Source organism: Agromyces sp. NPDC052230 (assembly GCF_040679595.1).
Lineage (GTDB): Bacteria > Actinomycetota > Actinomycetes > Actinomycetales > Microbacteriaceae > Agromyces.
Genome location: NZ_JBFAVC010000001.1, coordinates 102783 through 115654, shown reverse-complemented (window position 1 = coordinate 115654; position 12872 = coordinate 102783). Strand labels below are relative to the sequence as shown.

The window sequence follows — 12872 nt, the reverse complement described above, 5'->3', positions numbered from 1 at the left end:
GCTGAGCGGCGCCGGGTCACCCGGCGGGCGTCTGCGCCACGAGGAACGCCGCGACCGGCGCGGCGAGCCCCGCACCGACCTCCGCGGCCGGACGCTTCGCGCCCTTCACCTCGAACGAGTGGTTCGCGTTCTCCACCCACTGCAGCGTCGCCGTCGGCCCGATGCGCGCCACGACCTCGTCGAGCTGCTCGTTCGGGATCGCGAACGGGTCGTTGCGCCCCTGCAGGAAGAGCATCGGCACGGTGACCCCCACAAGGTGCTCGTCGCGCGCCTTCTCGGGCCTGCCGGGGGGGTGCAACGGGTACCCGAGGTAGATGAGGCCCGCCGCGGGCATTCCGTCGGCGACGGCCATCGACGCCATGCGGCCGCCGAAGGACTTGCCCGAGGCCCAGATGGGCTCATCGGGTGAGCCGGCCGCGGCGGCGCGAGCCGTGGCGGCAGCCATCACGGCGCGCCAGGTCGCGATCGCCACGGGCGGTCGGTCGGGGAACCGGCGTCCGGCCTCCCGGTACGGGAAGTTGAAGCGCAGGGTTGCGAACCCGAGCGCGTCCATCGCCCGCGTGAATCCCGACATGAACGGGTGCTCCATGCCGGCACCCGCGCCGTGTGCGACGACGATCGTGGCCGCGGCATCCGCGGGCCGGGCGTACACCCCCGAGACGGGCGTGCCGTCGACGTCGACGGTGATCCGCTGCTCGTCGGCCCGCCGCGGCTCCCCCGCCTGCCGCTGTTCGTCGGTCATGAGCTGAACGCATCGAAGAGGTTTCCGACGCCCTCGAGTACGGCGCCGCCCGCGTCGAAGAGGTCGCCGACGGCGGCGACGAGCTCCACGGCGCCACCCGCCGCGTCGAGGGCGAGCGCGACGTCGGCGGTGACGTCGATGGCATCCATGAGCGTGTCGAGGTTGCTGCGCTCGAGCGCTTCGTGCTCGAGGCGGAGCTGCGCCATCCACTCGCGCTCGAGCCCGAACAGCACCGCATACGGCAGCAGCCGTTCGTGCAGGTGGAATCGCGCCACCGGCTCGGTCGCGAGGTCGGCGGCGGAGCGCGTGGTCGAGGCATCCGTCGCCCGCAGCTCGGCGCCGCTCGGCGACTGGAGCACGCGCATCCGCTCGGTCTCGGCGAGCGCGAGGTACTGACGGAGTCCGTCGAGATGCTCCCGCCTCGGGCGCGCGGCCGGCAGGAATCGCCGCCACGACGACGGCGTCACGACGATGGTCGCGATCGTGGCTGCAAGCGCGATGAGGGTGGCGACGAGGGCAGGCCAGTCGGCGTTGACGAGGGTCACGACGATGAGCAGCGCCTCGACGAACATGCCGAGGTAGGCGAGCACCGTGAGCGTCATCCCGGGCCACGTGGTGCGGCGTTCGGCGATGAGTCCGTCGCGTGCGAGGGCGTGCTCGGCATCGGACACCACCGCGCGAAGTCGTGCCGCGAGGGCGCGCCGGTCTGCCGAGAACCGCCGCACCCGGCTGTGGGTGTGGTCGGGACCGAACAGCGCCTCGAGCAGCTCGAGTTCCTCGAGGGCGAACGTCGCCCCGGGCACGAGCTCGGCGCCGATGGGCTCGCGCTTCGAGCGTCCGCCGGCGAGGAGCCGCACCTTGCGTTTCACCGCGAGGTCGATGAGGGCAGCGGATGCCGCCCGCCGGTCGGCACCCATGAGCAGCGCGTCGCGCAGCACCGTCGACCCGCGCTCGGGTGCGTACTGCACGATGCGCCCGCTCACGCGTTGCGCGGCGACGGCGCGCGCCACGATCCCGAGCCCGAGGATGAGGAACGCCGGAACGATCGCGACCAGGATGACGGCGATGAGCACGGGCTCAGTCTAGGAGCGCGGAGGGCAGGGAGCGGGTCCGTGGAGGATGTGGGCATATCCTTCACGGACCCGCCGATCTCGACCCATCAGGGCCGATGGCGCCCAGCATAGGGAGTGGACCCGGTTCCCGCCCACCCGTTCTGACTGATTCCCAGCGATTGTTCACTTGACAGGCTCGTGGGGGTGCCCTATCGGGCCCGGGCCTACCAGCCCTCGACGAGCACCCGGTCGAGCATGTCGACGAAGAAGTCGGCCGACTCGCGAGCGAGGCACAGCGGCGGCTTCGTCTTCAGCACGTTCTGGTGGTCGCCGGTCGGCTGCATGATGACGCCGAGCTCGAGCAGCCGGTTGCAGATCGCGGCGGTCTCCTCGGTCGCGGGCTCGAGGGTCTCGCGGTCGCGTACGAACTCGACCCCGAGGTACAGCCCCAGTCCGTGCACGGTGCCGATGAGCGGATGCCGCGAGGCGAGCTCCTCGAGGCGGTGCTTGAGGTACCCGCCGGTTTCGGCGGCGTTCTCCTGCAGCCGCTCCTCCTTGAACGCGTCGAGCACGGCGAGCCCCGCGACGCTCGACGCCGGACTCCCGCCCGTCGAGGAGAAGAAGTAGCCCTGCGTGCGGAAACGGGCGGCGATCGCACGCGTCGTGATGACGGCACCGAGCGGATACCCGTTGCCGGCGGCCTTCGCCACGGCGACGATGTCGGGCACGACGCCCTGCTGCTCGAAGCCCCAGAACCAGTGGCCGAGGCGCCCGTATCCGGCCTGCACCTCGTCGGCGATCGCCAGCCCGCCGACCTCGCGAACGGCCGAGTACACCTCGGCGAGGTAGCCGTCGGGCAGCGGGATGCCGCCGGCGTTGCCGGAGAAGGTCTCGGCGATGAGGGCGGCGGCGGGGCGGCCGTCGGCGGCGAGGCGGCGGATGCGGTCGGCGGCCTCAGGCGCGTAGCGCGCGGCATCCGCCCCCCGATGGACGCCGCGGAACGGATTCGGCGCATCGAGAGCGTGCACCCAGTCGGGGCGCGTCGCGAGCGCGTTCGGGTTGTCGGCGGTCGAGGTGCTCACGGCGTCGGACGCGTATGTCCAGCCGTGGTAGGCCTCGAGCAGTGAGACGACGTCGCGGCGCGCGGTGGCGGCGAGGGCGACGCGGATGGCGAGATCGGTGGCCTCCGATCCGGAGTTCACGAGGAACACCGTGTCGAGCGGGTCGGGGAGCAGGGCGGCAAGGCGTTCGGAGAATGCGACGACGGCGCCGTAGTTGAAGCGGGAGTTGGTGTTGAGCGTGCGCAGCTGCTTCGCGACGGCCGCCGCGAGCTTCGGGTGGCCGTGTCCGAGCGGCGTGACATTGTTCACCATGTCGAGGAAGACACGCCCGTCGGTGCCGATGAGGTGCTCGCGCCAACCGCGCTCGATGCGGGGCGGGTCGGCGTAGTAGTGCCCCTGCACGTCGGCGAACGAGCGGTCGCGGCGGGCGATGAGGGTCGCGGCATCGCTCGTTGCGATGGTCGAGGGACCGGTGCCAACGCCACCCAGCCCCATTGCCTGTGCGGGATCTTCGGTCAGCGCGAGCCAGCCGGTCGCGTACTCGGGGCGCACGAGGTGCGGCAAGCGCGGGGCTCCCGGCTTCTCGAGCCGGATGCGCGCGCGTGTGCGCGCGAGCACTGCGCCGTCGAGGATGATCGCGCCGTCGGCCATCTCGATGACGAGCCGCGAGCCGCCGTGAGCGCTCAGCTTCTGCGGCTCGGCGAACCAGACGTCGATGCCCGTCGGCACGGTCGCCGACGACGAGGCCGAGCGGATGCGGCACGCGCTGAGCCGGGGCGTACCGCGCTCGAGCCAGGCGACGGATGCTCCGGCATCGAGCGCCGCCAGCGCCAGCCGCTCCTCGAGGTCGGCGTCGAGCCAGGCCCCGGCGTCGACGTCGTCGGACGTGATCGAGACGTCGAGGCGAACCGCGCGGGCGACGTCGCCCGGGGAGGTCTCGAGCCGCGTCTCCGTCGACGCTTCTGCAGCACCGACGTCGACACCCAGCGAGTCGGCGATCACCGCCGTCATCACGTCGATCGGCACCGAGACGGCCTGCTCGAAGATGCGCCACTCTCGTTCCACGCCGCTCGTGGCGTAGGCGTTGGCGCCGCCGTCGAGCTGCACCTGGTGCTCGCCGCTCACGACGAGTACCGCGCCGCGCAGCACCACGAGCGGCCAGACGGCGGCGATCTCGGCAGGTGAGAGCGGTCGCCGCTCGTGGAAGGCGCGCACGGCCGGCAGCACCGACGCGGGCTCGGCGCCCGCGTGGTGCAGCACCGACGAGATCGTGATCGCGAGCTCCGCGACGGCCCAGCTCCGCGTCACGTCGCCGAAGTCGATCAGCCCGTCGGGCGAGCGGATGCCGCGCTCGGTCGTGCAGACGACGTTGTCATCGGTCAGGTCGAGGTGCACGGCCTGCTGCGGCAGGTCGGCGGCAACGGTGGCGAGGCGTGCCCAGGCGGCGGCCGCGGCATCCGTCACCTGCGTGCGTCGCGAGGGATCGGGATGATGCGGCGCGAGGAGTTCGACGACACGGTCGGCGTGCCGCGGGTCCCACTGCAGCACGCGGTCGAGTCCGTCGTGCTCGAAGTCGGCGAGGGCGAGGCTCGTGCGTGCGGTGAGTTCGCCCATCCGGGCGATGGTGGGCGGCGAGAGGTATCCGCCGCCGGACAGGGTGCCACCGGGCAGGTAGTGGATGAGTCGGATGCTCCGGGGACCGTCGCTCGTTTCGGCGACGGCGTGACGTGGCGAGCCCGAGGCATCCGTCGTCGTCGTGGCGATGCGCAGGTCGGGCGCGCTCGCTGCGATGCGTGCCGCTGCCGCTTCCTGTGCCGCGAGCTCGGTCGCCGTGAACGCGGGGTTGGTGATCTTGACGACGCCGACGGGGGAGCCGCCGGCGCTGGCGAGGAAGTTCTGGTCCTGCTGGCTGCCGAGCGTCTGGAGCTCGACGTCGAGGCGCCAGTGCTCGCGCACGATGCGGGCGACCTCTGCGGCGGGCAGGTTCGGCGCGGGCAGTTCACCGGCCTCGAAGAAGTCGAATCCGGTGGCACCCGATCGGGCATCGCCGTCCGTCGTGCGACCTGGGTCTCCGTTGCTGGCGTGCGACATCCGCGCCCCTTTCCGCTTCGACGATAGCCACCCGGCCTGATGCGCCGGGATAGCCGCCACGTCGAACCGGCTGCCCGCCGTTCGCCGTCGCGCCGGTCAGAGCGGGACGGCCTCGCGCTCGAGGCGCTCGAGCCGGTCGGATGCGAGCAGCTGCAGCGCCGTCGCGTCGTGGAGATGCACCGTGGCGTCGAGCAGCTGTTGCGACTCGTGGATGCACTCCAGGAGGTTCCAGCGCGCTGAGACGAGGTCGCGTTCCACGAGGAGTTCGAGGATGTCGGTGTCGACGCCTCGCGCGAGGTCGCCGACGATGCGCGGATTCTGCGCGTCGTAGCGGCGGAGCACGTCGAGGAGTTGGCGGCGAAGCACGGTGATGCGGTCGCGGAGCGGCAGTGACCCGACGTCGCCGGCCGCCGCGGCCAGGAGTCGCGCCCCTTCCAAGGAGCCGGATGTCCCGGCCGCGCGGTCGGCCGAGACCGCGGCGCCGTGGGAAATCGTGCGTTCGTGCACCTCGGTGAAGGCGAGGACGGCCTCGTGCAGCACGGCCTTCTTCGTGCGACCCAGGAAATGCGCCAGGTCGGCGACCATCAGACCGGTCGACGCGTCGATCTTCACGCTGCGCTCGGACAAGTCGACTCCTGCTCTCTTCTGAGTTGGCCACCGCGAGTCGCGAGGGCGTGCCCACGCTAGCCGCGCGCGTCTGCGCCATTCGTCTGTGCGAACGAGATGTGAAACGCGACCGCCGCCGGGGACCTGTGGAGGACGCGTCGAGCGAACGACCGTTTCATTCACGGAGTCGGTGCCGATGTCCCGGAGTGCCGAGGTGCGGGAGTGCCGAAGTGTCGAAGTGCCGAAGTGTCGAAGTGCCGAAGTGCCGAAGTGCCGAAGTGCCGAGGTGTCGAAGTGCCGAAGTGCCGAGGTGTCGAAGTGCCGAAGTGCCGAAGTGCCGAAGTGCCGAAGTGCCGAAGTGCCGAAGTGCCGAAGTGCCGAAGTGCCGAAGTGCCGAAGTGCCGGAGTGCCGGAGGCGACCGCATCCGCCAGCGAAACTGTCGTCCGGATTGCGCGAGATCGCCCCCACGCGTGGCAGCGCCCGTCAGGCCGCCGCCGGAGGCCGTGCCGCGGCGCGACGCTGGCGCAGCTCCGCCGCCACGCGCGCCGTGACCGTCGCCACGAGGACGGCGACCACGGCGACGATCGCCGCCACTCCGGTGACGGTCGAGCCCGGGGCATCCGTCAGCCGAGCGATTGCGATCCAGGCGAGCCCCCAGCAGAGCGAGAGTGTCGGCGCGATGCGTCCGTGGTCCCACACGGCGAGCGCGCCGCCCACGAGACCCGCGACGGCGACCACGATCACCGCCCAGGTCTCTGGCGGGATCCCCCACCCGTCGAACCCCGCCGCCACGAGCGCTGCCGTCACGTTCGCGGCCGTCGCGACGACCACCCATCCCAGGTAGAGCCCCACGGTGCCATCGGTCACGATCCCGTCGACGACGTTCTTCGGCGGGTACTCCAAGCACTGACCGAACGCGTAGACGAGCACGACGAGCAGCACCACGATGACGGGCACGCTGAGCCAGAGCACGTCGAACTGGATGCTGAGGATCCACGCCGCATTGAGCACGAGCGACGCGGCCACCGGATAGCCGACCCGGCGGTGCCGCTCGTCGGTGCGCTGCCCAGGCAGGAACTGCCACACCGCATACGCAAGCAGCCCGACGTAGATGACCGACCAGATGCCGAACGCCGGCCCGCCGGGGGCGATGAGCGTCGCATCGGCAGCGAGCGCGCCGCCCGCGGCATCCTGGATCGGCGTCCCGCCCGCTGCGCCCGAGCCGATGAACGCTCCCACCACAGCCACCACTGCGCTCACCGCAACCGTGAGCTGCCGGACCAGGTCGCCGCCCGTCCGCTGTCCTGCCGCCGCTGACGTCGTCGTCATCACCGCTCCTGCCGTCGTCTCGTCGATCCCGGTCGTGTCGCAGTGCCAGCCTATGCAGGTGACGCGTCCACCCCCGTCAATCCGCGCGGAGTTCCTCGCGAATGCGCCGCAGGTCCTCCATGAGCGAGCCCACGAGGATCCAGTGCCCCGACTTCGGCGGTGCGACCACGAGCGCCGAGGTCAGTGCCGGCGTCTCCGACGTGAGCGGCTCGGGCTCGGGCTCCGCGACGCGCGCGGCCAGGCGTACGTCGTGCGCGACCCGGCGCAGCTGCTCGGCGATGGCGCGCACTGTCGGCTCGTCGTGCAGCGTCTCGTCGTAGTGGTCGGCGAACGCGCGCGTCATCCCGATCAGCTGGGTCACGATCGGGCTCAGCTTCGTGAGCAGTTCCCGCAGTTGCCGCAACTCGTCGCGGTGCGCGGAGCGGCGCGGATTGAGCGTGAGCGACTCCTCACCGGCGACGATCGCGGTATCCGCGGCATCCCGCATCGGACGCAGCAGCCGTGCCTCGATCATGAGTCCCTCGAGGTCGGCTTGCGAGCGCGCCTGCTCGAGCGCGTCGGCCAGCCGGTCGACGGATGCCGCGAGCTCACCGCCGAGGCCGGCGAGCTGCTCCCGAGCCGGCGTCACCGCCACGGGCGGCACGATGAGCGCGTTCACGATGATGCCGATCGCCGCACCGATGAGGGTTTCGAGCACCCGGTCGAGCGCGTACTCCGGCGAGGACGCGCCGAGCGCGAGCACGAGCATGGCGCTGATCGCCACCTGGTTCGAGGTCACGGGCGTCATCTTCAGAAGCCACGCGACGAGCATCGCGACGACGACCGCCACGAGGATCACCCACGTGCTCTGCCCCAGCGCGAGCGAGAGACCCGACGCGACGAGCACCCCGAGGATCACGCCGATCGACCGCTCCACGGCCTTGCCCAACGACTGGTTCACGCTCGGCTGCACGACGAGCAGGGCGGCGATCGCCGCGAACACCGGCAACTCGCCCTGCACCAGCCAGCCCGCGACCAGCCACGCGGCGATGGTCGCGACCGCCGACTTCAGGACCTGCAGCAGCGGCGCCCGCGTCGTCGCCCGGAACGTCGCCGTGATGCGCATGCGCCAAGGCTAGCCGCGTGCGCTCCCCACCGGTTCCACGGGCTCGGCCGGCCCCGCCGGCCCCGCCGGCCCCGCCGATTCCGGCGCCTCCACCGTGGGCACCCGCCGGATCGACACGCTGACGAGGGCGGCGACCACGCAGAGTCCCGCCGCGCCGAACCAGGCGAGCGTGTACTCGCCCGTGTTGTCGCGCACGAGACCGGCGACGGTGGCCGCGATCGCGGCGCCCACCTGGTGCGACGCGAACACCCAGCCGAAGACGATCGGCCCGTCGTGGCCGAACACCTCACGGCAGAGCGCCACCGTCGGCGGCACGGTCGCCACCCAGTCGAGGCCGTAGATGACGACGAAGACGATGATCGGCGGCTGCACGGTCGCGTCGAGGAGGAACGGCAGCACCGCGAGCCCGACGCCGCGTCCGGCGTAGTAGACCGCGAGCAGGATGCGTGGGTTCACCCGGTCGGTGAGCCAGCCGGATGCCACGGTGCCGACGATGTCGAAGATGCCGACGAGTGCGAGCAGGCCCGCGGCGGTCGTCTCGGGCATGCCGTGATCGTGTGCGCCCGGGATGAAGTGCGTGCCGACGAGTCCGTTCGTCGTGGCGCCGCAGATCGCGAAGCCCGCGACGAGCGCCCAGAACGTGCGCTTGCGGCTCGCCCGCACGAGGGTCGCGAGCGCGAGCCGGGCGGCGTTGCCGCTCGCCCGCGTCGGCGCAGTCCAGCCGTCGGGGGCGCCGAACGGGGTCGTGCCGAGGTCGGCGGGCCGGTTGCGGAGGAACAGGAGCACGAGCGGCACGACCGCGAATGCCGCGACGGCGACGAGGAGCGACGCCTGTCGCCAGCCCTGCTGCTCGACGAGGATCGCGATGAGCGGTAGGAACGCCAGCTGGCCCGTCGCACTTCCGGCCGTGAGCACGCCGACCACCAGGCCGCGGCGCCTGACGAACCACTGGTCGGCGACCGTGGCCGCGAAGACGAGCGCCATCGATCCGCTGCCGAGCCCGATCATGACGCCCCACGTGAGCACGAGCACCCACGGTGCAGTGGCGAAGATGCTGAGCGCCGCGCCGGCCCCCACCAGCACGAGGGCGAAGCTCGTCACCGCCCGCATGCCGAACCTCGCCATGAGCGCGGCGGCGAAGGGGGCCGTGAGACCGAACAGGAGGAGGTTGACCGTCACCGCGATGGAGAGCTCGGTGCGCGTCCAGCCGAATTCGGCCTCGAGGGGCAGCATGAGCACGCCCGGCGCCGCGCGGAAGCCGGCCGCCCCGACGAGTGCGAGGAAGGCGACCGCGGCGACGATCCACGCCGGGTGCAGGGAGCTCGTGTGCCGGGGCGTGCGCGTGGTCATCCCACGATTCTCACGTATGTCAGGCGAGCCCGGCGAGGGCGTCGGCGATCGGCTCGTCGCCCGAGACGAGATCGAACTGCGTGCGGGATGCCGCACCGGTCTCGAGGAGCAAAGCGATCGTCGCCGCGACATCCGCACGGGGGATCGAGCCCGCGGGCAGCGAGTCGCCCACGCGAACCGAGCCGGTGCCGGGATCGTTCGTGAGACGGCCGGGGCGCACGATCGTCCAGCCGAGGTCGCGGGATCGCACCGAGGCATCCGCTTCGCTCTTGGCGCGCAGGTAGAGCTGGAACACGTCCTGCGAATCGGGGTCGAAGCGGTCGGCGCTCATGGCCGAGATCACCACGAGGCGGGGCACGCCGGCCGCCTCGGCCGCATCCGCGAGCAGGATGGCGGCATCACGGTCGACCGTGAACTTGCGCGCGGCACTGCTCCCCGGGCCGGCGCCGGCCGCGAAGACCGCGGCATCCGCGTCCTTCAGCACCTGGCCGACCTCGTCGACGGATGCCTCCTCCAGGTCGAGCACGACCGCCGCCGCGCCCGTGGCGTCGATATCGGCGCGGTGCTCGGGGTTGCGGATGATGGCGATCGGCTCGTGCCCCCCATCGGCGAGCAGGCGCTCGAGGACGAGGGCGATCTGGCCGTGGCCTCCGGCGATGACGACGCGCATCGCCCCAGTCAACGCGGGCTCGCCGGGCACCGCAAGTCGCGCGGAAATTCTCCTCGAGGGGTCTTGGCACTCTCTACCCGAGAGTGCTAATCTGGAGGTACTTGAGTCGGATGGACTCAACTCTTGGACACACCGCCGCGAACGCGGCAGCGAAGAAGGAGGAGAAGCCATGGCCATGTACTGGGACCCGTTCCGCGACCTCGATCGCCTCGCGCAGGGGCTGCTCGACACCCGGCAGGCACCGCGCATGATGCCGATCGACCTTCACCGTGACGGCGACCACTATGTGCTCTCGGCCGATCTGCCGGGCGTCGACCCCGGCTCGATCGACGTGGATGTCGATGGGCAGCTGCTCACAATTCGCGCGGAGCGCACGCTGCGCTCCGACGACGTGCAGTGGCTCGCGCACGAGCGCCCGAGCGGTTCGTTCCTGCGCCAGCTCACCCTGGGCGACGGCCTCGACACCACCTCGATCAGCGCGCACTACGACAACGGCGTGCTGAGCGTGGTCATCCCGGTGAGCGAGAAGGCCAAGCCGCGCAAGGTCGAGGTGCAGAGCTCGCCGCAGACCGAGAAGGAGGTCACGACCGGCGCGAACGCGTCGAGCTGACCATCGGGGATGAGGCGGATGCCGCGGGCGGGGGCTCGCGGCATCCGTCGTCTCCGGGCCTCCACTGTGGGCGACCGCGTCGGCGGAGGGGGATAGCGTGGCCCGCATGACTGCGCTCGCCACAGACCTCGCCCGGCTCGCCACGGAGTTCTGGGAGTGGCGCGACGCGACGTCGTTCCGCACGTCCGACGACATCCCGCGCGTGGAGCGTCCGGCCGGTTGGGTACCGCGGTTCGACCTCGAGGCGATCGACGAGGTACGGCTGGCGTTCGCCGGGTTCACGGAGCGCTGGCGCGCGCTCGACGCCGCGGGCGTCGGAACGCTCCCGGTCGACGCGCAGGTGGATCACCGACTGCTCGGCGCGGCGCTCGCCCGCGTGCACTGGGAGCTCGACGTGCTCCGCAACTGGGAGCGTGACGCCGTGTTCCTCACGTCGCAGATCCTGGGCCCGTGGTTCGACCTCCTGCTCGCGCCGCCGCCGTTCGAGGCGTCGCGGCAGTCGGACCTCGTGCGCGTGCTCGAGGCTGTTCCGACAGGGGTCGACCAGGCGATCGCGAACCTGGAGCGCGCGGGCGTGGCGACGCTCGCCCGCGTCGCGGCCACCGAGCTCGAGGGCATCGGCGAACGGCTCGCCGCCTCCGTCACCGCGCTGACCCCGGTGCTGCACCGCGTCACTGCGCGGTCGCTCGCCGAGGCCCAGCCCGCGGCGAGCGACGCGCTCGAGCGGTATCGGACGTGGCTCGAGGCATCCGCCGACCGACTCGGTCCCGACGCGATCGTCGGCCGCGACGCCTTCGTCTGGTACCTGCGGCACGTGGCGCTCGTCACGGCGGAGCCCGAGGAGCTCGTGCGGGCCGCGATGCAGGACTACCACCGCAGCGTCGTCGGCGAGGCCGTATTGCGCACTCGGCACCGCAACCTTCCCGAGTCGCCGCTCGCGGCCGATGCCGCCGCCCTGGTCGCCGCCGAGGAGCTGGCGGAGGACCAGACGCGTGCCTTCGCTGAGGACTCGGGTCTCCTCAGCCAGCCCCCGTCGCTGCGTCGGTACCGGTTCGCGCCGACGCCGGCCTACCTCGAGCCCGTCGCGTTCCTCGGCGTCACCGATGACCTCACGAGCGTCCGGCGCGTCGGTGACGACGCGACGTCGTATGTGCCGGATCCGTCGCCCGACCTGCCGTACTTCGATGCCGCGAGCGCCCGCGACCCGCGGCTCGGCATCATCCACGAGGGCGCGCACGCCCAGCAGCTGGCGCTGTCGTGGGCGCACCCGGATCCGGCGCGCCGGCACTTCATCGACTCGGTCGCGAACGAGGGCATCGCCCACTACAACGAGGAGCTGATGCTCACGGCGGGGCTCTTCGTGGATGCCCCGCATTCGCGCACGACCGTGTACAACTTCATCCGCCTGCGGGCCCTGCGCGTCGTCGTCGACGTGAACCTGGCGACGGGCGTGTTCTCGTTGCACGACGCCGTCGACTTCTTCGTACGGATGGTGCCCATGGATCTCGAGACGGCCACCGAGGAGACGTCGTACTACGTGGCCACGCCGGGTCTGGCGATGGCCTATCACGTGGGCAAGCTCGAAGTGCAGCGCATGCTGGCGGATGCCGCGGTGGCCGCGCAGCTCGACGGTGCCGAGTTCTCGCTGCGGGACTTCCATGACTTCGTGTGGCGGAACGGCAACGTGCCGCTGTCGCTGCAACGCTGGGAGCTCCTGGGCGATCGCGGCGACGTCGACCTGCTCGACGCGGCGGGCCCGTGGTACTCGGGGCTGTCGGTGAGCTGAGCGTCGCGGGAGTCGTGGAGCTTCCGTTCTCGCTCGGCGGGTTCAGTCGTCGGTGTCCGAGTGGGCGTCGGAGTCGGGGTCCGCTCCATCGCCCGGGGCGTCGGGGTCGCGGTTCGACGCGGCTTCCGGATCTTCCTCGGGCTCGAACGTGGTCGCCTCGCCTGCGCCGACGCCGACGCTGCCGGGCTCGTCGGGGATGGTTCCGTCAGTTCCCAGGCCGCCCTGGTCGGAGGTGTCGTCGATGCCGGATGCGTCGGTCATGGGGTCTCCTGCTCGAATCGCGGTCGTCGTTCACGATGACACGCCGGGCCGTCCCCCGGCACGGCCTTGACAGGGGGCGCGGCGACCGCTCGCCCCGAGGCGCCGGCAAGCGGCATTCGACCGCCGAAGTGTGGTTCCGGTTCTCGAACCCGGTGCCGAAGTGCCGGGGTGCCGGAGTGCCAAAGTGCCGGAGTGCCGAAGTGCCGGA

11 protein-coding genes are annotated in these 12872 nt (G+C 71.6%); 2 read left to right on the top strand and 9 right to left on the bottom strand.

Annotation, left to right across the window (positions count from 1 at the left end):
* Nucleotides 1-16 precede the first annotated feature (16 nt).
* The 8 genes from AB0K73_RS00530 to AB0K73_RS00495 form a co-directional block, all read right to left on the bottom strand.
* Nucleotides 17-742 carry an alpha/beta family hydrolase gene (locus tag AB0K73_RS00530; protein WP_360511143.1) on the bottom strand — a complete coding sequence of 242 codons (726 nt, stop codon included), beginning with the start codon at nt 740-742 and terminating at the stop codon, nt 17-19.
* Complete coding sequence (locus tag AB0K73_RS00525; protein ID WP_360511144.1) at nt 739-1815, bottom strand: hypothetical protein; 1077 nt, start codon at nt 1813-1815, stop codon at nt 739-741. Before AB0K73_RS00525 ends, AB0K73_RS00530 begins: the two co-directional genes overlap by 4 nt.
* Before the next feature lie 203 nt (nt 1816-2018).
* Complete coding sequence (locus AB0K73_RS00520; RefSeq protein ID WP_364774743.1) at nt 2019-4946, bottom strand: aminotransferase; 2928 nt, start codon at nt 4944-4946, stop codon at nt 2019-2021.
* Nucleotides 4947-5042: 96 nt separating this feature from the next.
* Entirely contained in the window at nt 5043-5573 is a 531-nt protein-coding gene (locus tag AB0K73_RS00515; RefSeq protein WP_360511146.1) for a hypothetical protein, read from the bottom strand.
* A gap of 463 nt (nt 5574-6036) precedes the next feature.
* Nucleotides 6037-6882, bottom strand: coding sequence for a tryptophan-rich sensory protein (locus tag AB0K73_RS00510; protein ID WP_360511147.1), 846 nt, complete (start codon nt 6880-6882; stop codon nt 6037-6039).
* A 76-nt stretch (nt 6883-6958) separates the two neighbouring features.
* Nucleotides 6959-7987 (bottom strand): FUSC family protein, encoded by a 1029-nt coding sequence (locus AB0K73_RS00505; RefSeq protein WP_360511148.1) that lies wholly within the window; start codon nt 7985-7987, stop codon nt 6959-6961.
* A 9-nt stretch (nt 7988-7996) separates the two neighbouring features.
* Nucleotides 7997-9337, bottom strand: coding sequence for an MFS transporter (locus AB0K73_RS00500; RefSeq protein WP_360511149.1), 1341 nt, complete (start codon nt 9335-9337; stop codon nt 7997-7999).
* A 19-nt stretch (nt 9338-9356) separates the two neighbouring features.
* Nucleotides 9357-10007: an NAD(P)H-binding protein gene (locus tag AB0K73_RS00495; protein WP_360511150.1), complete on the bottom strand. Its 651-nt coding sequence runs from the start codon at nt 10005-10007 to the stop codon at nt 9357-9359.
* 169 nt (nt 10008-10176) lie between these two features.
* Between AB0K73_RS00495 and AB0K73_RS00490 the strand changes: the two genes are divergently transcribed.
* Both AB0K73_RS00490 and AB0K73_RS00485 read left to right on the top strand, forming a co-directional pair.
* A complete protein-coding gene (locus AB0K73_RS00490) occupies nt 10177-10617 on the top strand; it encodes an Hsp20/alpha crystallin family protein (protein ID WP_360511151.1) in 441 nt (146 codons plus the stop codon).
* 106 nt (nt 10618-10723) lie between these two features.
* Nucleotides 10724-12403 carry a DUF885 family protein gene (locus AB0K73_RS00485; RefSeq protein WP_360511152.1) on the top strand — a complete coding sequence of 560 codons (1680 nt, stop codon included), beginning with the start codon at nt 10724-10726 and terminating at the stop codon, nt 12401-12403.
* A 42-nt stretch (nt 12404-12445) separates the two neighbouring features.
* Here the strand turns inward: AB0K73_RS00485 and AB0K73_RS00480 are convergent, their stop codons facing one another.
* On the bottom strand, nt 12446-12664 hold the full coding sequence (locus AB0K73_RS00480) for a hypothetical protein (protein WP_360511153.1): 219 nt from the start codon (nt 12662-12664) through the stop codon (nt 12446-12448).
* Between the last annotated feature and the right edge of the window lie 208 nt (nt 12665-12872).

Bases quoted from the DNA above. Each gene is read 5' to 3' on its own strand.
- AB0K73_RS00500 (WP_360511149.1), bottom strand. From the start codon at position 9,337: ATGACCACGCGCACGCCCCGGCACACGAGCTCCCTGCACCCGGCGTGG.
- AB0K73_RS00485 (WP_360511152.1), top strand. From the start codon at position 10,724: ATGACTGCGCTCGCCACAGACCTCGCCCGGCTCGCCACGGAGTTCTGG.
- AB0K73_RS00480 (WP_360511153.1), bottom strand. From the start codon at position 12,664: ATGACCGACGCATCCGGCATCGACGACACCTCCGACCAGGGCGGCCTG.
- AB0K73_RS00495 (WP_360511150.1), bottom strand. From the start codon at position 10,007: ATGCGCGTCGTCATCGCCGGAGGCCACGGCCAGATCGCCCTCGTCCTC.
- AB0K73_RS00505 (WP_360511148.1), bottom strand. From the start codon at position 7,987: ATGCGCATCACGGCGACGTTCCGGGCGACGACGCGGGCGCCGCTGCTG.
- AB0K73_RS00520 (WP_364774743.1), bottom strand. From the start codon at position 4,946: ATGTCGCACGCCAGCAACGGAGACCCAGGTCGCACGACGGACGGCGAT.
- AB0K73_RS00530 (WP_360511143.1), bottom strand. From the start codon at position 742: ATGACCGACGAACAGCGGCAGGCGGGGGAGCCGCGGCGGGCCGACGAG.
- AB0K73_RS00510 (WP_360511147.1), bottom strand. From the start codon at position 6,882: ATGACGACGACGTCAGCGGCGGCAGGACAGCGGACGGGCGGCGACCTG.
- AB0K73_RS00490 (WP_360511151.1), top strand. From the start codon at position 10,177: ATGGCCATGTACTGGGACCCGTTCCGCGACCTCGATCGCCTCGCGCAG.